General features: G+C 54.3%; 20 protein-coding genes. 10 read left to right on the plus strand and 10 right to left on the minus strand.

Annotated elements, in window-relative coordinates; translation table 11 throughout:
• Positions 1-656: 656 nt before the first annotated feature.
• On the minus strand, positions 657-1889 hold the full coding sequence (locus tag E6C51_RS03295) for a flagellar biosynthetic protein FliO (protein ID WP_190235006.1): 1233 nt from the start codon (positions 1887-1889) through the stop codon (positions 657-659).
• Between the two features lie 411 nt (positions 1890-2300).
• Here E6C51_RS03295 and cckA point away from each other — a divergent pair, with 411 nt between their 5' ends.
• Entirely contained in the window at positions 2301-4913 is a 2613-nt protein-coding gene (cckA, locus tag E6C51_RS03300) for a cell cycle histidine kinase CckA (RefSeq protein ID WP_190235007.1), read from the plus strand.
• A gap of 50 nt (positions 4914-4963) precedes the next feature.
• Here cckA and E6C51_RS03305 read toward each other — a convergent pair whose 3' ends face one another.
• Positions 4964-5638 (minus strand): HAD family hydrolase, encoded by a 675-nt coding sequence (locus tag E6C51_RS03305; RefSeq protein WP_190235008.1) that lies wholly within the window; start codon positions 5636-5638, stop codon positions 4964-4966.
• A 248-nt stretch (positions 5639-5886) separates the two neighbouring features.
• On the opposite strand from E6C51_RS03305, the gene rpiA reads away from it, so the two are divergent.
• From rpiA to E6C51_RS03325, 4 genes are all read left to right on the plus strand, one after another.
• A complete protein-coding gene (rpiA, locus tag E6C51_RS03310) occupies positions 5887-6585 on the plus strand; it encodes a ribose-5-phosphate isomerase RpiA (protein WP_146930265.1) in 699 nt (232 codons plus the stop codon).
• A gap of 101 nt (positions 6586-6686) precedes the next feature.
• Complete coding sequence (locus tag E6C51_RS03315; RefSeq protein ID WP_146930262.1) at positions 6687-7259, plus strand: DUF2059 domain-containing protein; 573 nt, start codon at positions 6687-6689, stop codon at positions 7257-7259.
• Positions 7260-7469: 210 nt separating this feature from the next.
• Entirely contained in the window at positions 7470-8858 is a 1389-nt protein-coding gene (gene gor / locus E6C51_RS03320; protein WP_146930259.1) for a glutathione-disulfide reductase, read from the plus strand.
• 192 nt (positions 8859-9050) lie between these two features.
• The gene (locus E6C51_RS03325) at positions 9051-10427 is read left to right on the plus strand and encodes a class II 3-deoxy-7-phosphoheptulonate synthase (RefSeq protein WP_146930256.1); all 1377 of its coding nucleotides are present in this window, start codon (positions 9051-9053) and stop codon (positions 10425-10427) included.
• A gap of 142 nt (positions 10428-10569) precedes the next feature.
• Here the strand turns inward: E6C51_RS03325 and E6C51_RS03330 are convergent, their stop codons facing one another.
• Positions 10570-11055: a hemerythrin domain-containing protein gene (locus E6C51_RS03330; protein ID WP_230987032.1), complete on the minus strand. Its 486-nt coding sequence runs from the start codon at positions 11053-11055 to the stop codon at positions 10570-10572.
• A 326-nt stretch (positions 11056-11381) separates the two neighbouring features.
• Here E6C51_RS03330 and ccoN point away from each other — a divergent pair, with 326 nt between their 5' ends.
• The 4 genes from ccoN to ccoP are packed head-to-tail and all read left to right on the plus strand — an operon-like array spanning position 11382 to position 14797.
• Positions 11382-13016 carry a cytochrome-c oxidase, cbb3-type subunit I gene (gene ccoN / locus E6C51_RS03335; RefSeq protein ID WP_190235009.1) on the plus strand — a complete coding sequence of 545 codons (1635 nt, stop codon included), beginning with the start codon at positions 11382-11384 and terminating at the stop codon, positions 13014-13016.
• 11 nt (positions 13017-13027) lie between these two features.
• Positions 13028-13759: a cytochrome-c oxidase, cbb3-type subunit II gene (gene ccoO, locus E6C51_RS03340; protein ID WP_190235010.1), complete on the plus strand. Its 732-nt coding sequence runs from the start codon at positions 13028-13030 to the stop codon at positions 13757-13759.
• 10 nt (positions 13760-13769) lie between these two features.
• Positions 13770-13931, plus strand: coding sequence for a cbb3-type cytochrome c oxidase subunit 3 (locus tag E6C51_RS03345; RefSeq protein ID WP_190235011.1), 162 nt, complete (start codon positions 13770-13772; stop codon positions 13929-13931).
• A gap of 2 nt (positions 13932-13933) precedes the next feature.
• The gene (gene ccoP, locus E6C51_RS03350; RefSeq protein WP_146930245.1) at positions 13934-14797 is read left to right on the plus strand and encodes a cytochrome-c oxidase, cbb3-type subunit III; all 864 of its coding nucleotides are present in this window, start codon (positions 13934-13936) and stop codon (positions 14795-14797) included.
• A gap of 60 nt (positions 14798-14857) precedes the next feature.
• On the opposite strand, the gene E6C51_RS03355 is transcribed toward ccoP, so the two are convergent.
• The 5 genes from E6C51_RS03355 to E6C51_RS03375 form a co-directional block, all read right to left on the minus strand.
• The gene (locus E6C51_RS03355) at positions 14858-15208 is read right to left on the minus strand and encodes a VOC family protein (protein ID WP_190235012.1); all 351 of its coding nucleotides are present in this window, start codon (positions 15206-15208) and stop codon (positions 14858-14860) included.
• A 273-nt stretch (positions 15209-15481) separates the two neighbouring features.
• A complete protein-coding gene (locus E6C51_RS03360) occupies positions 15482-16252 on the minus strand; it encodes an amino acid ABC transporter ATP-binding protein (protein ID WP_146930240.1) in 771 nt (256 codons plus the stop codon).
• Between the two features lie 19 nt (positions 16253-16271).
• On the minus strand, positions 16272-17426 hold the full coding sequence (locus E6C51_RS03365; protein ID WP_190235013.1) for an amino acid ABC transporter permease: 1155 nt from the start codon (positions 17424-17426) through the stop codon (positions 16272-16274).
• Between the two features lie 4 nt (positions 17427-17430).
• A complete protein-coding gene (locus E6C51_RS03370) occupies positions 17431-18627 on the minus strand; it encodes an amino acid ABC transporter permease (protein ID WP_146930234.1) in 1197 nt (398 codons plus the stop codon).
• 118 nt (positions 18628-18745) lie between these two features.
• The gene (locus tag E6C51_RS03375) at positions 18746-19771 is read right to left on the minus strand and encodes an amino acid ABC transporter substrate-binding protein (RefSeq protein WP_146930231.1); all 1026 of its coding nucleotides are present in this window, start codon (positions 19769-19771) and stop codon (positions 18746-18748) included.
• A 354-nt stretch (positions 19772-20125) separates the two neighbouring features.
• Between E6C51_RS03375 and E6C51_RS03380 the strand changes: the two genes are divergently transcribed.
• On the plus strand, positions 20126-21319 hold the full coding sequence (locus E6C51_RS03380) for a cystathionine beta-lyase (RefSeq protein WP_146930228.1): 1194 nt from the start codon (positions 20126-20128) through the stop codon (positions 21317-21319).
• A 74-nt stretch (positions 21320-21393) separates the two neighbouring features.
• Here E6C51_RS03380 and E6C51_RS03385 read toward each other — a convergent pair whose 3' ends face one another.
• Together E6C51_RS03385 and E6C51_RS03390 are read right to left on the minus strand one after the other, a co-directional pair.
• Positions 21394-22560, minus strand: coding sequence for an FAD-dependent monooxygenase (locus E6C51_RS03385; protein WP_190235014.1), 1167 nt, complete (start codon positions 22558-22560; stop codon positions 21394-21396).
• A 25-nt stretch (positions 22561-22585) separates the two neighbouring features.
• Positions 22586-22831 (minus strand): zinc-finger domain-containing protein, encoded by a 246-nt coding sequence (locus E6C51_RS03390; protein ID WP_146930222.1) that lies wholly within the window; start codon positions 22829-22831, stop codon positions 22586-22588.
• Positions 22832-22987: the final 156 nt, after the last annotated feature.

A 22987-nucleotide genomic window follows, 5' to 3' on the forward strand; every position in this document is an offset into this window, starting at 1 on the left:
GCAGAAGCATATTGGCTGACGATCCGCTCTGGTGCCGTTTGCCATAGTGGCGCATGGCAGCGTAGCTTTTTATTATGATGCGCAATTGCATAAGTCGATTTCGATTTATTCAATTATGAATCCGAGGGCAGGGTGGCGAGCTTCTACCCGCTGCCGATTGCTGGCACCGCAGTCAGCCTGCTGGAAAAGTAGGCTCTCATCCTCGACATCATAGTCGCATCTATGCCGAGCGCAGAATTACATTTATTTTTAAAAAACATCTCATTGCTTATTCAATAGCAGAATGCTCTCGGAATAAACCTTGGGGTGGCAAAATGCCTGCTGCATAATGTCTTCAAGGCGAGGATGCTCTCGCATCTTCGAGCCTTGGTATAAAAGTGTTACGCCGTCCTTTGTGTGTTTGATCACTGTACACGACCCAACTTTTCCGGGGCTTCGTCGCCCTCACCCGGCTGCCGCAACCTGCTGCCCGGAGGGGAGATGTTCCCGGCAGAGGAATGAGGAGGGAAACGGCACAGCAAAACCATAGAGTCGTGTACTCAGGCGTTTGATAAAGCACAGGGCGCTGTCGTGAGAGGTTTGTCAGAAAATAGCGGCGGGCTTTTGTCCGCCATTTTGATGCGATAAACATTCGGCCCTGCAAATGAAGCAGGCGATCAGTTTTTACGCGGCTCGCCCATTTCGCCAAAGATACGGGCAATTTCGTCTTGCAAATTGCCTTCTTTTCCATGCGCTGGCTGGTTGGCATCCACGCTGGGCACCATTTGCGGGCTGTTCGTCACCGGGATGGCATGGACGGGGATGGAATGTGTCACAGGCGGCTCTACAGTTGGGCGCGGGCGCTGTGGCGGTTCTGAGACCACGTCAGAGTCCAGAATTTTCTCAAACTCGCTCTTGATGCTTTCCATGTCGGGATCAATGCGCGGGGTGGGCTCACTCGGTGCAGAAATATCAAAATCCTCGACCGGTGGCTTAATCCGATCAGCAGCAAAGGGCTCGACTTTGGGAGCTTCGACCTTTTGCGCGAGAACCCGCGCGCGGGCCGTCTCCAGTGCCAGGCCAGCATCTTCGGCGCGCACCTCTGGCGGTGTTTGCGGTGTTGCAGGTGCAAGCTCCACGCGCGGAACGTCTTCTTTTGCTGTCTCCGCCGGTTTGGGTGGCATAGGTGCCGATGGCTCAATTTTAGAAGGTGCAATTGGCGTTTCTGGCCCGGCCGGAGGGCGCGGCGCGGGCTGAGTGTTCGCCGAAGGGGCGGCTGGCGCCGATGGGCGCATCTGCGGCCTGCTCATCTCAGGGGCTGCTTCCGGCGGGCGGGCAGGTTTAATGATGGGTGGTTCCGGTCTTTTTGCTCTTTCCACCGCCGGCGGTGCTGAAGGCATGACCAACTCAACCGGTTCTGCTTTTGGAGGCATCTCTCTTGGCGGTTGCGGACGGGCTTCTTTTTGCTGCGGACGTTCTGGGCGAGGGGCTGGCTCCTCTCGTGGCAGTGCCCTCTCTGGCATGTGCAGGGCGGCCTTATCGTGCTGCGCAATACGGGTCTCTGGGGCTTGTTGTTCGCTCAGGGCGGCATTTGCGGCCAACTCGCCAGCAAGGTAAGTCTTTGGCTCGCCAATTCCGCTCTCAATCACGATATCGCTTGGTCCGCCAATCAAAATCAGATGTTCAATATTGTCGCGACGCACAAGCACAAGGCGACGACGTGCATCCACGGCTGCGGCATCCAGCACCTGCAGGCGCGGCTGGCGGCTGCGTCCACCACGCACAAAAGGGGATGGCGCTTTGTTTCGAATAATCCACAATACGGCAACCAGCACAACAAGCGCTAAAGCCACGCCGCCAATTGCTATGACAAAGCGTGCTCCATAGGCGTTGAGGATTTCGTCTATCATGGTCACTGTCTCCGTCTTAATCTCGAGGCTACTTCAACGTTGTTTCCGCAACGGAGGCAAGAAGCCAACGCTTCGTGTTCGTCTATTTCTGGTGATAAGGATGGAATCCGCGCGGTTTCTTCCATAACATTGCGGCAACCGTGTGAGATTGCCTGTGAATGATGGAAAATCACAAGCCAGTTGTGCTTTTTGCACACCTTACAAATTGTTAGAGTTTATATACACAGCGATTCTTTCTTTTGCTGCCGCGACAGGGGCCTGCAACGCCATTCTTTCGATGTGGCGCGCAAAGGTTTGCTGTAGCATTCTATATATGTTGTATCAGGTTCACCTTAAATCGATTCGGATTTAAAGAACTCTGCTGCAAGACATGCTACCAAAGGGCGAATTGCCTTTCAGAACGAGGAACGAATGACAAACCAGCCGCAGACGGAGCATAGCGTGGGGCCGCTGGTTGATCGCAGACCCAATAGCGGAGCAGCGCTTCGCATTGTTATTCTTGCCATAGTGTTGCTGGCCGCGGCCGGTGCCTTTGTGGTGTTCAGACACGCACTCGACAATCAAATCGTGCTCGGTGTTCTCGGCGTGCTTGCGATTGTCGGCATCTTTTTTCTGGTGTCGGCCTTCATCGGTTTCATCGAGGTCATGCCGCAAACCCCGTCCGACGGGCTTGGTCGTGCGTTTCTCGACAATCAAAGCGAAGGCACGCTGATCACCGATCAACGCGGGCACATCATCTATGCGAATGCTGCCTATGGCCGCATGACCGGTGTGCGGCGGGCAACCGAGGTGCAAACGCTTGAGGCCCTGTTGTCGCGCCACCGCGAGGCGGGCGAGGCCTTGTATCGGCTTATCAATGGTTTGCGCGACGGTCGCGATGGCTATGAAGAGTTTCGTTTGCTCAAGCCGCTGGGTCCACTTTCGGAAAATGGATCGGGAGCCCATTGGTATCGCTTGCGCGCCCGCCGTCTGCTGGGCCATGGGGACCGCAAAGACCTGCAAATCTGGCAGATTGCTGACATCACCACCGAGCGCGATGAGCAGGAGCGTTTCTTCAAAGAATTGCAAAATGCCATCGATTACCTCGATCACGCCCCCGCCGGATTTTTCTCCGCTGGCCGAAAGGGCGAAATTTTCTATCTGAATGCGACCCTGTCAGAATGGCTGGGCATTGATCTCACACAGTTTTCGCCCGGCTCCATCTATCTGAAAGATCTGGTGGCGGGTGAGGGCATGGCTCTTATCCAGTCGGTTCAGGCGGAACCGGGCCTGTCAAAAACGGCGACACTTGAACTGGATTTGCGCCGCGCCGATGGCCGCAGCTTTCCGGCTCGCCTCGTGCATCGGGTGCGCTCCGCGCGCGATGGAGCGCCGGGCGAAAGCCGTACAATCGTGCTCGCACGTCAGGAGGCCAGCGCTGGCGATCGTTCCGATTCATCGGCATCCATGCGCTTTACCCGTTTTTTCAACAATACGCCGATGGCGATTGCCTCTGTCGACGGGCAAGGGCGGATTTTGCGCACCAATGCGCCGTTTTTGAAGTTTTTCTCAAGCGTCGTCTCGCGTGATGATATCGATCGCAAAGTCAAGCTCGAAGCCGTGTTGCACGAGAATGAGCGCGCCCGGTTTGAAGATGCGCTTTCCGATGCGCGTGACCGGCAGGTGGATATCGCGCCGATCGATTCGCGCCACCCGCTCGACGATACCCGGCACTTCCGCTTCTACGTCAATGCGGTGATTGATCAGAGTGACGAAGCGCCGGAAGAGGCGGCAATTGTCTATGCTGTGGATGTGACTGACCAAAAAGCCCTGGAAACCCAGATGGCTCAGACGCAGAAGATGAATGCGGTTGGAACCCTGGCTGGTGGTATCGCTCATGATTTTAACAATGTTCTGACCGCGATTTTGCTCTCATCCGACCATTTGCTCCTGCAAGCACGTCCGTCAGATTCGAGCTTTGCTGATCTTATGGAAATCAAGCGCAATGCCAATCGCGCCGCCGTTCTCGTGCGCCAGCTTTTGGCCTTCTCGCGCAAGCAGACTATGCGACCAACCGTGCTGAACCTCACCGATGTGATTGGTGATCTCAGAATGCTGGTGGACCGGCTGATCTCCGGCACCAACGTGAAATTGTTCGTGGATTATGGTCGTGATCTCTGGGCGGTAAAGGCGGATCTGTCGCAATTCGAGCAGGTGCTGATCAATCTGTGCGTTAACGCCCGTGATGCCATGCCGCAGGGTGGGCGTATCACGATCAGCACCCGTAATGTGTCGGGTGCCGAAGCATCGACCTTCAATTATCGCGGTCTTCCTGCCGAAGAATTTGTGCTGATTGAGGTCGCGGATACCGGCACCGGCATTGAACCCGAGATTATTGACAAGATTTTCGAGCCTTTCTTTACCACCAAGGATGTGGGGAAAGGCACCGGGCTTGGCCTTGCCATGGTTTATGGCATTATCAAACAGTCCGGTGGTTATATCTATCTTGACTCCGAGGTTGGCGAAGGCACGATTTTCCGTATCTTCCTGCCGCGCCATGTAATGGAAACGCCCGCCATTTCAGCCCTCGATGCCGAGGCCAAAGCCGGTGCGGTGAAACAGGCGCTGGAGGCACCGCCGGCCGAGAAGGAAAAAGAGCCAGAAGACCTGACCGGCAATTCTGCCGTTGTTCTGCTCGTTGAAGATGAAGATGCGGTGCGTCGCGGCGGCAAGCGCATGCTGGAAACCCGTGGTTACACGGTGCATGAGGCATGTTCGGGCGTTGAGGCTCTCGACATCATGGAGGAGTTGGAAGGCAAGGTGGATATCGTCGTTTCCGACGTCGTGATGCCGGAAATGGATGGTCCTTCGCTGTTGAGGGAATTGCGGAAAAATTATCCTGATCTCAAGTTTATCTTCGTGTCTGGTTATGCTGAAGACGCTTTTGCCCGCAACCTTCCCGCTGATGCCAAATTCGGCTTCCTGCCCAAGCCGTTCTCGCTCAAGCAATTGGCCATTGCGGTGCGGGAAATGCTGGATGCTTAAAGGCCTCTCGGAGGGCCGCTGCTTGCCCTCCGTGCCGAAGACCATAAGCTCTATTGAATCAATAGGTTTTCAACCATTTCTAATGTCATTTCATCAAAGTGGTTGATGACAATCGTGGGGTTGAGCGTTACCACTGCCACGTCGGAATAGCCGAACGGCACAGCGATAGAGGGGATGTTGGCGTTTTGCGCGACAAGAATGTCGTTGCGGCTATCACCCACCATAATAGCGCGTTGCGGATCGCCACCGGCCTTTTCAATTGTACCCAGCAGGTGCTGGGCATCAGGCTTGCGCACAGCAAATGTGTCGCCGCCGGTGATGGCTGCGAAATAGCGGGTCAAACCGAGGCCGTCGAGCAAGGGACGCGCTAAGCCTTCCATTTTATTGGTGCAAACCGCAAGCCTGTATCCGGCGGCTTCAAACCTGTCCAAAGTATCGATCAGTCCGGGGTAGGGTTGGCTTTCGCCCGGCATGTTGGCTTGATAATGCGCAATGAAACGATCGAGAAGCGGTGATAATTCGTCTTCAGTCAGAGGTCTGTCGCGCAGGGCAAAGGCGCGTTCAATCATGACGCGCGCACCGTGTCCGACCAGATGGTTGAGGTCATCTGTTCCCACGGGATCAAGTCCGGCAGCTGCGATGGTGTAATTCAGGCTTGCGACAAGATCTGCCGCGGTATCGATGAGAGTGCCATCGAGGTCGAAGACAATTGTGGGTTTTGACACGCGCGTTCTCTTTCAAACAGGGAAGACGGTGAAAACGGGTAAGCATTTCGGCCCACAAATGCAACGTGGGACGGATGGTAAAAGGGGCTTTCGTTTGCAGGGCGAGCCGTGTAAACAGCGTTAGCTTGGTCAATTTATGAAGATGTGGCCAGACTGGCCTTAAAGCCGGGCGCATGAATTCAGTATTGCGGCACCCCAGTTCGTTTGATCACGCCGGGGCGACGCATTCTTAAAGGAGCGGTTGGCGCATGGACGTTCGCCAGATGAAGATCAAAGCGGCCGAAGTGGCCTTGTCCTATGTCGAAGACGGGATGCGGCTTGGCATTGGCACAGGTTCCACGGCCGAAGAATTCGTGCGTTTGCTGGCCGAAAAGGTCGCAAATGGTTTCAAGGTGCAAGGCGTTCCCACATCCGAGCGCACAGCCCGGCTGTGTGTTGAGCTTGGTGTACCGTTGAAATCGCTGGATGAATTGCCGGAACTCGATCTCACCATTGATGGTGCAGATGAGCTGGACAGCCGCTTGAGCCTCATCAAGGGCGGCGGCGGTGCGCTTTTAAGAGAGAAGATTGTGGCGGCGGCATCATCGCGCATGATTGTCATTGCTGATGAAACCAAAGTGGTTGACACCTTGGGTGCGTTTGCGCTGCCGATTGAGATCAATCCCTTTGGCGCAGTGTCGACCCGTATCGCCATTGAAAAGGCAGCATCCCGTCTGGGCCTGTCTGGAGATTTGTCCGTTCGCCGCTGGGGCGATGAAATTTTTATGACGGATGGTGGACATCAGATTCTGGATGCTTCTTTTGGCCGCATTCCTGATGCAGTGGCGCTGTCAGAAGCATTGTTTGCGATTCCAGGTGTTGTAGAGCACGGGTTGTTCATCGGCCTTGCCTCGCTTGCTGTTGTGGCGGGTCCAGATGGTGCACGAGTGATGGAACCGTCGGCCTGATGGCCAGACATGATTGATGCAGTGAATTATGAAATGAGTTTGCCAGCGCGGCACCAATGTGAACGCGCGGCGCTTTTGAAGCTAACAGGAGCATGAAATTTATGGGCAAATATCAAGGTATCGGTCGTCTTGCAGCAGGTGTGGTTATCGCTGCTTCGCTTCTGGCGGCGCCTGTGACGCGCGCGCAAGAGGTGAGCGATGCTCAGATCGATGTTGCTCGGTCGGCAATCGCATCTTTGGGTGTTACGAATATTTTCGACAACATTTTGCCCAATATCGCAGCCCGTCTGAAGGCTCAACTGATCGAAGCCTATCCGAACCTGGAAGAGCAGATTAACACCACCGTTGACAAGCAGGCCATTGCTTTGGCGGCCCGCCGTGGCGATCTCGAAAAAGAGGCTGCTATTGTTTACGCAAAGGCGTTCACCCAGGACGAGTTGAAGCAGATTGCCACTTTCTTCAATAGCCCGGCTGGCAAAAAACTGATCAAGGATCAGCCAATCGCCAACCGCGAACTTGGCAAGGCTGCCGATATCTGGGCGTCTGGCATTGCGCGTGATCTCGAAAAGAGCACCAATGACGCGCTGATGAAGGCCGCTGGAAAAGAACTGAAGTCGCAGGCTCCTGCGGAAGAGCCTGCAACGGAGCCAGCAAAAGAACCTGCGAAACCCTGATTTTAAGGGCAGGTGAATTTCAAAAGCCCGGACATTCCGGGCTTTTATTTTGTCTTTGTCATCTCCATATGTGAAGAACTTTGTTGGCTTCCTTTAGAGCCTGTTGCAGTGAATAGGATTGATTGCGACAGGCTTTAGATCTTGTTTTGCCGCATCTCCGTTATCGTTTTATTGAGAGTAATAAAACGCGACCTGCTTTAGGAGTTTACCATGTCATCTTTCGATTATGATCTGTTTGTCATCGGCGGCGGTTCCGGTGGTGTGCGCAGTGCGCGCCTTGCTGCATCGATGGGAAAAAAGGTTGCGATCGCGGAAGAGTACCGCTTTGGTGGCACATGCGTTATTCGCGGTTGCGTGCCCAAGAAACTGTTTGTCTATGCATCGCAATTTCATGAGCATTTTGAAGATGCTGCGGGATTTGGTTGGAGTGTTGGTGAAAGTAGTTTCGATTGGAAAAAGCTGATTGCGGCCAAGGATCAGGAAATCGCAAGGCTTGAAGGTCTGTACCGCAAAGGCCTGACCAATGCCGGTGCGGAGCAGATTGAAAGCCGCGCGGAAATTGCCGGACCAAACAGTGTGCGCATCGTCAAGACTGGCAAGATCGTGACTGCGGAACGCATCATCATTGCCGTGGGTGGCGAGGCCAACTACCACAAGTCGCTTCCGGGCCATGAGCTGTGCATTTCCTCCAATGAGGCTTTCCATCTCGAAGAGCTGCCCCGCAAGATCGTGATTGCCGGTGGTGGCTATATCGCCGTTGAATTTGCCAATATCTTCCATGGCCTTGGCGTTGAAACCACGTTGATTTATCGCGGCAAGGAAATTCTGTCACGCTTTGATCAGGATGTCCGCCGTGGTCTGCATCAGGCCATGGAAGCCAAGGGCATCCGCATTCTCTGCACCGACGTGATTGAGGAGGTTTCCAAAAGCGATACGGGTGCGTTGAATGTGCGCACGCTGAACAATGGCGTGTTGGAAGCGGATCAGGTGATGTTGGCGCTTGGGCGCGATCCCTATACAAAGTCACTGGGACTGGAAACGGCGGGTGTTGCCGTGAACGCGCGTGGTGCCATTATTGTCGATCAATATTCACGCACCAATGTGCCGAGCATTTTTGCCCTTGGTGATGTGACCGACCGCGTTCAATTGACGCCGGTGGCCATCCATGAGGCGATGTGCTTTATCGAGACCGAGTATAAGAACAATCCGACATCGCCCGATCACGACATGATCGCAACAGCCGTATTTTCGCAGCCGGAAATTGGCACCGTTGGCATGTCGGAAGAAGAAGCGGCCAAGGCCTTTGCGGAAATCGAAATTTATAAGGCCGAATTCCGTCCGATGAAGGCAACCCTGTCGGGCCGGGCGGAAAAGATGATCATGAAGCTGATTGTCAATGCGGCCGATCGCAAGGTGGTGGGTGCGCATATCCTTGGCCATGACGCGGGCGAGATGGCCCAGCTTTTGGGCATTACCTTGAAGGCGGGATGCACCAAGGATGATTTCGACCGCACAATGGCGGTGCACCCCACCGCTGCGGAAGAGCTGGTCACCATGTATAGCCCGAGCTATCGGGTGCGCGGCGGTGAGCGCGTTTAAGCGCATTTGCTGGGCATGCATTGGGCATAAAGACAGGGCGGGCCGTTTATCGGCCCGTTTCCGCTTTGCCTGACAGGCTTCAGAAAGTGCTTTTGCGCTCAAGAAGAGCTTTCCAAGCTATGAGCAACAGTTTATAAGCCGCCGATCAAAGCTGGGCGTAAGGGCGGCCAGGATTATATGTAGGTGAAGACTATGGCGCAGAATTGGACCCCGACGAGCTGGAGGCAGAAGCCAATCAAGCAGGTTCCGGCCTATCCAGATCAAGATGCATTGAAGGCAGTCGAGCAGCAGCTCGCCTCCTATCCGCCGCTGGTTTTTGCTGGAGAAGCGCGCAGATTGAAAAAGGCGCTTGGCAATGTGGCGGAAGGCAATGGCTTTTTGCTTCAGGGCGGCGATTGCGCTGAAAGCTTCGCCGAGCATGGTGCCGATACAATTCGCGACTTTTTCCGCGCCTTCTTGCAAATGGCCGTTGTTTTGACCTTCGGTGCCCAGCTTCCTGTTGTGAAGATTGGCCGAATTGCTGGCCAGTTTGCCAAGCCGCGCTCTTCCGATATGGAACGGCAGGGCGATGTGGAGCTGCCGAGCTACCGTGGCGACATTATCAACGGCATCGAGTTCACCGAAGAGTCTCGCATTCCTGATCCGCAGCGTCAGTTGATGGCCTATCGCCAGTCGGCTGCAACGCTCAATCTTCTGCGCGCTTTTTCCATGGGTGGCTATGCCAATCTGGAAAACGTGCATCAGTGGATGCTGGGCTTCGTCAAGGATAGCCCGCAGGCCGAGCGCTACCGCAAGCTGGCTGACCGTATCAGCGAAACCATGGACTTCATGAAGGCTGTGGGCATTACGGCTGAAACCAATCCGTCTTTGCGCGAAACAGATTTCTTCACCAGCCATGAGGCTCTGTTGCTTGGCTATGAAGAAGCACTGACCCGCGTTGATTCGACCTCTGGCGATGTCTATGCCACGTCTGGCCACATGATCTGGATCGGCGACCGTACCCGTCAGGCTGACCACGCCCATGTGGAATATTGCCGTGGCATCAAAAACCCAATCGGTTTGAAGTGTGGTCCGTCATTGCAGGCCGATGATCTGCTCAACCTGATTGATATTCTCAATCCGCAAAATGAAGCCGGGCGTCTGACGCTGATTTGCCGCTTTGGCCACGATAAGGTTGCAGATCATCTGCCACGCCTGATCAGGGCTGTTGAGCGCGAAGGTCGCAAGGTGGTTTGGTCCTGCGACCCAATGCACGGCAACACGATTACACTCAACAATTACAAGACCCGCCCATTTGAGCGTGTTCTGTCGGAAGTGGAAAGCTTCTTCCAGATCCATCGCTCCGAAGGCTCGCATCCCGGCGGCATCCATATTGAGATGACCGGCAATGACGTGACGGAATGCACCGGTGGTGCGCGCGCGGTCTCTGCCGAAAACTTGCAGGATCGCTACCACACCCATTGCGACCCACGCCTCAATGCCGATCAGGCGCTGGAACTGGCCTTCCTCTTGGCTGAGCGCATGAAGGGTGGCCGCGATGAAAAGCGTTTGAAGGCTGCAAACGGCTGATTTCAAAACTGTTCATCGGCATCAAAAGAGAAAAATCCGCTGTCATTTGGCAGCGGATTTTTTTTGGCAATCAAGTTGGGTGATAGTTGACTTGTCCCTTCAAACTTCGCGCCGTCTGTCAATCACACCGAGCTGTAACCAATTATGCCGGAAGATTGGACATGATATGCTCGCGCTCAAAGGCGATGTGGCGACGCAAGGCCTCAAAGAAACCGCGCAACATGTAGCCTGTCGCCTCTACATTGACGGACTGGCCGCTGCCCAGCCGCAGCAATGTGTCTGTTAATTCTTCCGCGAAGCAGGCGTCTTCACAATGCTCAAATTTCAACCGATTCAAGGTCTCGCGCAGCGCGGGCTGAATGTCTGGTGTGCTCTCCAGCCATGGAAATAAAATGGTTTCCTCATACGTGTGCACGCCCTTGATCAATGGGCCGAGCGCTTTGGCGGCGTAGAGACATTTTTGGCGATCGACATTGGCTGGAAGCGAATCAGCAATTTCTTCAAGGCGGTCGCAAAGTGCCAATTGTTCGGCATGGGCGCGCTGCAACCATTCGAGGCTGGTGCCGCATGGCGCAAGGCTTGAGAGATGATTCTGTGCTGAGGGGGTTGGCTCAATTGTGCGCCGCATATCCATCTCCATTGATGCCTCCCGTTTTTACGCCAATCGCCACAACCAAGGGTTAGGTTGCAAGTTATGGCTGTCGATAAGGTATTATCTATCTGTAATCGGTGGCTGCTTTGCCTTGATTTGAATCAAGGCCGCTTGGACCTCTTGATGGCACAAAGGCAGGCAACGCAGAGGTTGCACGGCAACGCCGCCAACTTCATGCGCACAACACCTGAGGATGTCTGGAGAAACATCCAAGATGGGGTTGTGAGATTGCACATTGGAGTGGCCGGTATTCCCTTGGAGAACGGTTGCTCTGGACGCCAAGCCGTTGGGGGACTCCAACAATGAATTATACGTTCGAGACGATGGGGTTGGTCCTTTTGACCTTCGCCGCGCTGCTCGGGGCGGGCTTCGCCTACGACAGTCTGTTTGCTGCCCACATGTGGGTTGCCTTTATTGTGCTGCTGATCAGCACCGTTTTTATGCTCCGGCATATCAAATTTGCACCGGCCGCCGTGAGCGCCACATCATCGGCCAATAGCCAATCCGAATATTTTGACGAGGTTGTGCGCTATGGCGTGATTGCCACAGTGTTTTGGGGTGTGGTTGGCTTTCTTGTTGGGGTGATTGTTGCACTGCAATTGGCCTGGCCGGAGCTGAATTTCGGCCCCTGGTTTAATTTTGGTCGTTTGCGCCCTGTGCATACCTCTGGCGTTATCTTCGCCTTTGGCGGCAATGCGCTAATTGCAACCTCGCTGTATGTGGTTCAGCGCACCTGTCGTGCACGCCTGTTTGGCGGCTCGCTCGGCTGGTTCGTGTTCTGGGGCTATAATTTCTTCATCGTCATGGCCGCCAGCGGTTATGTGCTGGGTATCACCCAGGCGCGCGAATATGCGGAACCAGAGTGGTATGTCGATATCTGGCTGACGATTGTCTGGGTGGCCTATCTGGTGGTGTTTCTGGGCACGATCCTGAAGCGCAAGGAGCCGCATATCTATGTGGCCAATTGGTTCTACCTCGCGTTCATCGTCACCATTGCCATGCTGCATATCGTCAACAATCTGGCGATCCCGGTATCGTTCCTCGGCGTCAAAAGCTATTCGGCCTTCTCAGGCGTGCAGGATGCGCTGACGCAATGGTGGTATGGCCACAACGCGGTTGGCTTCTTCCTGACAGCCGGCTTCCTCGGGATGATGTATTATTTCGTGCCCAAACAGGCCAATCGCCCGGTCTATTCCTACCGGCTGTCGATCATCCACTTCTGGGCGCTGATCTTCATGTATATCTGGGCCGGTCCGCACCATCTGCACTATACGGCTCTGCCGGATTGGGCACAGACTTTGGGCATGGTGTTTTCCATCATGCTGTGGATGCCCTCATGGGGTGGTATGATCAATGGTCTGATGACGCTGTCAGGCGCATGGGACAAGCTGCGGACAGATCCGATCATCCGCATGATGGTGATGGCCATCGCATTCTACGGCATGTCGACCTTTGAAGGTCCGATGATGTCCATCAAGACTGTGAACTCTCTGAGCCATTATACCGAATGGACCATTGGGCACGTGCATTCCGGCGCACTTGGCTGGGTGGGCATGATCACCTTCGGTGCGATCTACTATCTCACACCAAAGCTGTGGCATCGGGATCGTCTCTATTCGATGCGTCTGGTCAATTGGCACTTCTGGCTGGCAACGCTCGGTATCGTCGTCTATGCGGCCGTGCTTTGGGTGGCTGGCATTCAGCAGGGCTTGATGTGGCGCGAGTATGACTCGCAAGGCTTCCTGGTCTATTCCTTTGCTGAAACTGTGAAGGCCATGTTCCCTTACTATGTCATGCGCGCAATCGGCGGTGGGCTTTACCTCGCAGGTGGTCTGATCATGGCTTACAACGTCTGGATGACAATTCTCGGCCATGAGCGTGAAGAAGCGCCCATTGGTGGAGCCACCTTGCCCCCAACCCTGCAACCGGCTGAATAAGGAGGGCAACCATGTCTATTCTTGATAAACACAAGGTTATCGAAAAGAACGCCAGCCTGTTGCTCGTCGGCTCGCTTCTTGTTGTATCCATCGGCGGCATCGTTGAAATCGCTCCGCTGTTTTATCTGCAAAACACTATCGAAAAGGTGGAGGGCATGCGGCCCTATAGCCCGCTGGAGCTGGCTGGCCGCGACATTTACCTGAGGGAGGGATGCTATCTCTGCCACAGCCAGATGATCCGCCCGTTCCGCGACGAGGTGGAACGCTATGGCCATTATTCGCTGGCGGCAGAATCCATGTACGATCACCCCTTCCAGTGGGGATCGAAGCGCACCGGGCCAGATTTGGCCCGTGTCGGGGATCGCTACTCCAACGAATGGCATGTTCAGCATCTGAGCAGCCCGCGGGATGTGGTGCCGGAATCAATCATGCCGCGCTACGCGTTCTTGAAGGATACGCCGCTCAAGATCACCGATATCTCGCGTGATTTGACCGTCAACAGTCAGGTCGGCGTGCCTTATACGCAAGACATGATTGTGAATGCCAAAGCCGATCTGGCCGCGCAAGCCGATCCGAACGCCGACACCACGGGGCTTTTGGCGCGCTACCCCAAGGCCAAGGTGAGCGATTTTGATGGAGACCCCACCAAGCTCACCGAAATGGACGCCCTGGTGGCCTACCTGCAAATGCTGGGCACGCTGGTGGACTTCACGAAATACGATGACGCAACTGGATATCGATAAGGAGGGGATCATGGAAGGAACTGAAATTTACACCGCCATGCGCCACTTTGCCGATAGCTGGGGCATGCTTGGCATGGCTCTGTTTTTCCTGGGCGTTGTTCTGTTTGTCTTGCGGCCCGGAGCCAAGAAACTTGCAGACGAGGCCGCCTCTATCCCTTTGCGGGAGGATTGATCATGGCAGAAAAAGACATTGATGAGGTCAGCGGCGTTGAAACCACTGGCCACGAGTGGGACGGCATCCGCGAACTGAACAACCCCATGCCGCGTTGGTGGGTCTATACATTCTATGTCACCATCGTTTGGGCTATAGCCTATACAATCTTCTATCCCGCATGGCCGATGTTGAGCACCAACACCAAGGGCTGGTTTGGTTACACCAACCGTGCGGCGGTGACACAGGAGATGGCCGCTGCCAAAACGGCGCAATCTGTCTTCCTTGATAAAATTGCAGCACTGCCTGTGCAGGATATTCTGGCTGACAAAGAGTTGACGGAATTTGCGACCGCTGGCGGGGCCGCAGCCTTCAAAGTCAATTGCACTCCCTGTCACGGATCGGGGGCTGCTGGTGGACAAGGCTATCCAAACCTGAACGATGATGATTGGCTGTGGGGCGGCAGCATTGATGCGATCTACACCACGCTACAGCATGGTATTCGCTATGCGAGTGATCCAGAAACCCGCACATCGGAAATGCCAGCTTTTGCCGATATCTTGAAACCTGAAGAAATTCGCCAGGTTGCCGCTTATGTCGTCAGTCTGACGGACAAGCCCCTCAATCCAGCCCTCGTTGAGCCAGGCAAGCAAGTGTTTGCCAATAATTGTGCAGCTTGCCACGGAGAGAAGGCTGAAGGGAACCGCGATATGGGTGCTCCTAATTTGTCTGATGCCATTTGGCTGAAGGTGAAGGGCGAACAGCAGATTGCCCAGCAAGTGGCGCATCCCAAGCATGGCGTCATGCCCGGTTGGACCGCCCGTCTGGGAGATACCACGGTGAAGGAACTGGCCATCTATGTTCACTCGTTGGGTGGTGGCGAGTAATCACGGCACAGATAAAGCCCATGAGGTGCAGGTTTGAAAGGGCGCTCGAAGCGCCCTTTTTTATCGATCAGACCAGACTGCTAACTCATAACCATCCGGATCGTTGAAATGAAACCGACGACCACCCGGAAACGAAAAAATCGGGTTGGTAATCTTGCCACCCGCGGCTTCAACTTTTTGCTGGCACGCTTCTAACTCTGCGGTAAAAAGAATGATGAGCGGGCCGCCTTTTGCGGAAACCGGAGCTGTGGTGGTAAAACCACCTTTCAGCCTGCCGTCACTGAACTCACAATATTCAGGCCCATAGTCTATAAAGCTCCAGCCAAAAGCCTTGCCATAGAAGCTCTTCGAAGTCTCGATGTTTGCGACATTCAACTCGATGTAATCAATACGATTGAGATCCCCAGTCATGTCTCTCTCCCAAATTCTATGCAATTCAATAGGATGATAAAGTGCAAAGGCCGTGCTGGCGATAGGCATATTGCATTGATCGTCCCTAGAACCCGTTCCCACTGTTTGCGCCAAAGCTGTCTTCGAGTGGGCAACACACCACTGCGAGGGGCGAGCATGCAAAACGCCCCGGCGCATGGCACCGGGGCGTTCTGCAAATCATCAACAGACCCTATTCTGGCTCTGTAGGCGTTTGTGCCGGGGGAAACCCGAGTGGATTTTCCCGGAACAATGTTAATGCAAAATTTGGCTCAGGAAGAGTTTTGTGCGCTCGTGCTGAGGATTATCGAAGAATTCAGCGGGTGCATTTTCTTCGACAATCTGCCCTTGGTCCATGAAAATAACCCGGTCGGCGACCTGGCGGGCAAAGCCCATTTCATGGGTTACGCAGAGCATGGTCATGCCTTCTTCAGCAAGGCTCACCATTGTGTCCAGCACTTCTTTCACCATTTCCGGGTCAAGGGCCGAGGTGGGCTCATCGAACAGCATGATCTTTGGCTTCATGCAAAGCGCACGTGCAATGGCCACGCGCTGCTGCTGGCCACCTGAAAGCTGGCCCGGGTATTTATGGGCCTGCTCAGGGATCTTCACCCGCTTCAGAAAATGCATTGCAATCTCTTCTGCCTCTTTCTTGGGCATTTTACGAACCCAAATCGGTGCCAGAGTGCAATTTTCCAAAATCGTGAGGTGAGGGAAGAGATTGAAGTGCTGAAACACCATTCCAACTTCACGGCGAATTTCGTCGATCTTTTTCAAGTCGTTGGTCAACTCGATGTCTTCGACAATGATATTGCCCGACTGATGTTCTTCCAAACGATTGATGCAGCGGATCATGGTGGATTTGCCAGAGCCAGACGGCCCGGCAATGACGATCCGCTCGCCAGTCTTCACTTTCAGATTGATATCGCGAAGCACATGGAACTCACCGTACCACTTGTTCATCTTGATGATTTCAATCGCGGTCTTTTGGTCTGACTTGGTCAGAGAATTTTGAGCGACAGCCATATCGTCGTTTCCTTAGAATTTAATGTTTGTGGCCAGTGTCGAGGTGCTTTTCCATGAAATGGGAATAGCGGGACATACCGAAGCAGAAGATCCAATACACAAAGCCTGCAAATATCAGGCCAGTTACAGCCGTTACAGGGGTCGCCCAATTCGAGTCGGACAGGTTGAGTGTCACGATGCCAAGAAGATCAAACATGCCGATGATGGACACAAGCGACGTATCCTTGAAGAGACCGATAAACGTATTCACGATGCCGGGAATGACCAGCTTTATCGTCTGAGGCAAAATGATCAACCGCATTTTCTGAGCGTAGCTCAGGCCCAGAGAGTCTGCGCCTTCGAACTGGCCTTTCGGGATGGACTGCAAGCCACCGCGAATAACCTCAGCCATATAGGCAGACGAGAAGATCGAAACACCGACCAGTGCACGGAGCAATTTGTCGAAGGTCCAGCCGTCGGGCAGAAACAATGGCAGCATGACGCTGGCCATGAAAAGCACGGTGATCAGAGGAATGCCGCGAATAACTTCAATGAAGATCACGCATAGCATTTTGATGACTGGCATGGAGGAGCGCCGCCCCAATGCCAGCAGAATGCCGACCGGCAAGGATACCGCGATGCCGAAGAATGACAGGATGAGTGTCACCATCAAGCCGCCCCAGCGGGATGTTTCAACATGCGGCAGGCCAAATCCGCCGGTCAGCAAGAAGAAAGCAACGACCGGGAGGACCACAAACAGCAAAAGCGCATTCAGGCCTTTAAATGGTGCCTTTGGCATGAGCATCGGCACCATCAGCACCACGAACATGATCATGACAAGCATTGGACGCCATTGCTCCTCTAAAGGATAGCGGCCAAATATGAACTGTTGGAATTTTGCTCCCACAAACGCCCAGCATGCGCCCACATGCCCGTCTGCAATAGCGCCGCCCTGCGCTGCACTCAGGCAGGCGGTACGGTCACTGCCGGTCCAGACGGCATCAATGAAGAGCCATTGAAAAATGCCGGGCAAGACATAGGCCAGCACGGCGAGGGAGATAATCGTCAGCAGAACATCTTTCGGCGTGGCAATCAGGTTTTTTCTGATCCATGCCGTTGCTCCAACCTGTCCTGCAGGCGCAGGTGAGGGGCCGATGAGCTGTTGACTGACAAAAGCTGTTTTCTGGTTTGCCATCCTATTACCTCTCTACCAGCGCCATTTTGGCATTGAACCAGTTCATGAACATCGCTGTGGTAACGCTGATTGAAAGATAAACAGCAAGCCAGATTGCCACAACTTCAACAGACTGACCGGTCTGATTGAGAATTGTGCCGCCCACAGAAACGATATCCGAAAAGCCGATCGCGACCGCCAAAGATGAATTCTTCGTCAGGTTGAGATATTGGCTGGTCAATGGCGGAATAATAAGACGCATGGCCTGCGGCACCACCACGAGACGAGAGGTTTGGCCACTGCTCAAGCCAAGCGCACTGGCGGCCTCGGTCTGACCCTTGGCAACAGCCATGATACCACCGCGCACGATTTCTGCGATGAAGGATGCCGTGTAAAATGACAGTGCCAAAAACAGCGATGTAAACTCAGGACCGACAACAGAGCCGCCCTGCATGCTGAAGCGTCCAACCTCCGGCAGCTCGAATGTCAAAGGCTGACCGAGCGCAAAATAGGCGATCACTGGCAAACCAACGATGAGCCCAAGGGCCAGCCAGCGGGTTGGAAACGGTTGTCCCGTTGCCATTTGGCGGCGCTTGGCCCATGAGGCTGTGAAGAAACTGGCGACAATGCCGAGCACAAAAACGAGAAGCACAAGCTCCAGACCGTCGCCGTAGATTGCCTTTGGATAGGTCACGCCGCGATTGTTGATATAGATATCGAACGGCAGCTTGATCGAGTCTCTGGGCTGGGGCAGAACAGAGATAACACCCTTGTACCAGAAGAAAATCACCAGCAGTGGCGGGATGTTTCTGAAAATCTCGACATAGACCTGACAGATCTTGGCGATCAGCCAGTTTTTGGACAAACGGCCGATACCTACGAGAAAGCCAAGAATGGATGCGGTGATAATGCCTGCGATGGCAACCTGCAAGGTGTTGAGCAGGCCAACAATAATTGCCTGACTGTAGGTCGAATCGCTGCTGTAAGCGATGAGGTGCTGGCCGATGTCAAATCCGGCGCGCCCCTGAAGAAAGCCAAATCCCGAGGAAATATTAGCCTTTTGCAGATTGTGGCTGGTATTGCTGATGACGGTTCCGATAAACAGAACGACGAGTGCAAGAGTGACGATCTGGTAGAAAATACCACGGACTTTTGGGTCGTACATCAGAGACGAAGAGCCGGTTTTTCCGGCTTGAGACGAGCTTGTCGCGTTGTCTGCCATTGAGGCCTTTTTCCCCTTATTCGCCCTATTTTGGGCGTGCTTTCCCTTAACGGGTTTTCAAAGGGGAGGGTGCCTGAGCAACCTCCCCCGGAGTGTGATCTTTTTTAAGATCAGATGATTAGCGGATCGGAGGACCGTACTGCAAACCACCCTTTGTCCACAAAGCGTTGATGCCGCGTGCGATCTTCAGCGGGCTGCCCGTACCGACGTTGCGGTCAAACACTTCGCCGTAGTTACCAACCTGCTTGATAATGTTGTAAGCCCAATCTTCGGATACACCGAGATCTGCGCCGATCTTGCTGCCCTGTTCAGCGCCCAGCATACGCTTGATGTCCGGACCGCCGTTTGTCTTCATTTCGTCGACATTCTTGGAGGTGATGCCAGCTTCTTCCGCGTTCACCATGGCATACTGGACCCAGCTGACAATATCGAACCACTTGTCGTCGCCCTGGCGAACAGCCGGTCCAAGAGGTTCCTTGGAGATGACTTCTGGCAGAATGACGTTGTTGTCTGGCTCTTTAAGCTTCAAACGCATGGAGTAAAGACCGGACTGGTCGGTGGTGTAAACGTCGCAACGGCCTGCATCGTAAGCGGATGTCGCGTCGGCTTCTTTTTCAAACACAACGGGATTGTACTTGAGACCATTTGACTTGAAATAATCGGCAAGGTTCAATTCTGTGGTTGTGCCAGCCTGTACGCACACGGCAGCACCCGACAGTTCAAGCGCCGACTTCACGTTCAGAGCCTTCTTCACCATGAAGCCCTGGCCGTCGTAGTAGTTGATCGGACGGAAGTTGAAGCCCAGCGATGTGTCGCGGCTGATGGTCCAGGTGGTGTTGCGCGTCAGCACATCGACTTCACCAGACTGAAGGGCAGGGAAGCGCTCCTTTGCAGAAAGGGGCGTGAACTTCACCTTGGTCGCGTCGCCAAACACGGCAGCTGCGATACCACGGCAATAATCGACATCCAGACCGCTCCAATTGCCCTTGTCGTCAGGGCTGGAGAACCCAGGAACACCTTGGCTCACGCCGCATTGTACGAAACCTTTTGCTTTAACGTCACTCAGCGTATCCGCAGAAGCGCCATAAGCGCTCATACCGAATGCTGCAGCGCCCAGCGCAACTGACAGAAGCGTCTTTTTCATGTTTCCCAACCTTATGTTATCTTGTGTCATTCGTTCGGCAGCAACTTGGGCGAGATCTCCCCCTCTCCACTGACGGCACGCTTCCGCGAGGGGCGTGCAGATGCATCACATTCATAAATGGGTTCATGGTCAAGAGTTTATGGATGGAAATTGCGTTGAAAAGCGGCATTTTTGTGAAAATGCCTAATAAATAGCCACAAATAATCGTTTTCACCACGGTTTTGATGAAAAAATAGACGAAAAATAAGGCGATAATTTCATGCGTCTTGTTTAGCGACATCGCTCTTGACCGATATGGCCGTGCTGGGCCAAAACCGAACGGATAGGCCATGCAGCGAGAAGGCGATAATTCAGATGTCAGATGAACAAAAGTGGTTGTCCGATTCCGGCGTTAATACGCGTCTTTGCCATATCGGTCATGATCCATCGAGTTATCACGGTTTCGTCAATCCACCCGTGGTGCGCGCTTCGACTGTGCTGTTTCCTCAGGCATCTGGCATGGAGACGGTAACGCAGAAATACACCTATGGAACCCGTGGCACACCGACGACTGATGCGCTCTGCGAAGCGATTGATTCGCTCGAAGGTTCGGCCGGTACAATTTTGCTGCCCTCTGGTCTGGCGGCCATTACGGTTCCGTTTCTGGCATTTCTATCACCCGGCGATCATGCCTTGATTGTTGATTCGGTTTACGGTCCCTGCCGGCAATTCTGCGATACAATGCTCAAGCGCCTTGGTGTTGAGGTGGAATATTATGATCCGTTGCTTGGCGCGGGGATTGAAGCGTTGATGCGACCCAACACCCGGTTGGTTCACACGGAATCACCCGGATCGAACACCTTTGAAATGCAGGATATTCGCGCAATCTCCGATGTTGCGCACCGTCATGGTGCGGTTGTGAGCATGGATAACACCTGGGCTACTCCGCTGTATTTCCGTCCTCTGGATTTCGGCGTCGATATTTCCATGCATGCCGCGACAAAATACCCGGCTGGTCATTCAGATATTCTGATGGGCACGGTTTCAGCCAATGCTGAACATTGGCCGCGACTTAAAGAAGCCAATGGTCTTATGGGGCTGTGTGGCGCGCCAGAGGATTCATATCTTGTCTTGCGCGGTTTGCGCACCATGGGTGTGCGCCTTGCCCATCATGATCGTAGCGCAAGGGCTGTGGCAGAATGGCTGGAGCAGCGGGCTGATGTCAGCGCGGTGCTGCATCCTGCCTTGCCGAGCTTTCCCGGTCACGACATCTGGAAGCGTGATTTCAAGGGTGCAAGCGGTATATTCTCGTTTGTGCTGGCGGTGGATGACCCTGCGAAATTCAAGGCCAAAAGCCATGCTTTCCTCGATGCTTTGCGGCTGTTTGGCCTGGGGTGGTCATGGGGCGGTTATGAATGCCTTGCCGTGCCAGTCAATCTCAATGATCGCAAAATCCGCAAAGCTCCTGCGGGTGGTCCGGTTATCCGCCTGCAGATTGGCCTTGAAGACGTTGCTGATATTATGGCGGACCTGGAGCGCGGCTTTGCGGCCGCTGCCCTTGTGAGCTAAGTTTTTTGATGTGCGCAACGTCTGAGCAATTGGGCGTTGCGCCGCAAAAGTACCTGAACGAAATCAGGAGAGTTTTAGTTCGGGGCGCGGTATCCGTAGAGCCAATCCAGATCCCGTGCGAAGCTGGCGGGCGGGCGCATGGATAAGAGTATATCACGACCAATCCTGAGCGGACCCGAGGCGTGATAGGCGAATTTGTTCAAGGCACCCCGCTTGCGTACCATGGCGACGCGCGCAGAGCGCTGCTGCTCAAACTGCGAAAGTGCTTGCTCAACCGGCAGGGCCGCGACAAGATTGGCCAGTTCATAGGCATCCTCTATGGCCATGCCTGCGCCTTGAGCTGAAAATGGCATCATGGCGTGGGCGGCGTCACCGATAAGCACAAGATCCTTGTCATTGTGCCAGCGGCCAAGGCCAGCTTCGAACAATGGCCAAAACGTCGGATTTTGCGCGTTGAACAGCATATCGCGTACCGCCGTGTGCCATCCGCGAAACGATCGCTCCAATAGTGCTTTTTGTGCAGCGCTTGCCTGTGTGCCCCACCCCTCAGAAGCATCGACACCCCCACCAATGGCAACGATGTTGATACTTGCGGTTTCTCGCAAGGGATAGGTGACCAGATGCGCCTTGGGCGCGAGATAGGCCGTGACGGTTTCGCGATCAAGAAAGGCTGGTGCCGCCTTTTGAGGAATGGTCAATCGCCAGGCGATATTGCCGGAAAAGCTGAGGTCTGGGCCGCCGGCCACGAAATTGCGCAGGCGTGACCATACGCCGTCGGCAGCAATCAAGAGGTCAGGTTTCTTGCCCGAACAGGGGTCGCGTAGCACTTGTGCGTCGGGGCTCTCGACCGGTTGATCCAAGGTGAGCGCGCAAAGCGGGTTTTGCATGACGGCATTGGCCAGCACCCGTTGCAGGCTGGCACGATGCAGTACCGCGTAGGGCGCGCCCCAGCGGCTCTTTGCATTGTCGCGCACCGGCACGGTGCCCAATCGTTTCAAACTCATGCCTGACGCGAGTGCCACCACTTCCGGCTCAGACCAGTACTCCTTCAAGGCTGGCAAAAGACCAAGTTCATCCAGAATGCAGGTGACGTTGGGCGTCAGTTGCAGGCCAGCGCCAACCTCTTCAAGGCTGGCACTTTTTTCAAAGATGCGTGTCGAAATACCCTTTCGGGCAAAGCAAAGAGCAGCGGCAAGACCAGCTATGCCACCGCCAACAATTGCCACGGTTTTCGTGGACATGGAAAATCCGTCTGCCTGCGTGAGATCAGGCTGCTTTAACGTGGAATACGCAACCAGCCGGAACAGTCTCGGTTGCCTTCAAGGTGCTGTTGTAGCGGTACAGGGTGGAGCAGTAAGGACATACTTTCTCGTTGTCCTGCCCAAGGTCCATGAAAATATGCGGATGGTCAAAGGGAACAGAAGCGCCTGTGCACATGAATTCCTTCACGCCAATTTCAATAAGCTGGTGTCCGCCATCATTTTGGAAATGGGGAATGTGATGACCGGCCATGTCTATGCTCCGAATGCCTTGAATTGCAAAAACCCCCAACACGGTTCAGCGCCGGGGTTTGCAGAAGATGAAAACGGTTGCGGCAGTGCCGGGCGGTCATATTCTCTCATACAGCCCCAACAATCCGCCTCAACGGGTTGGTCAGACATTAGCCCT

Source organism: Gillisella terrae, from assembly GCF_004801395.1.
Lineage (GTDB): Bacteria > Pseudomonadota > Alphaproteobacteria > Rhizobiales > Rhizobiaceae > Allorhizobium > Allorhizobium terrae.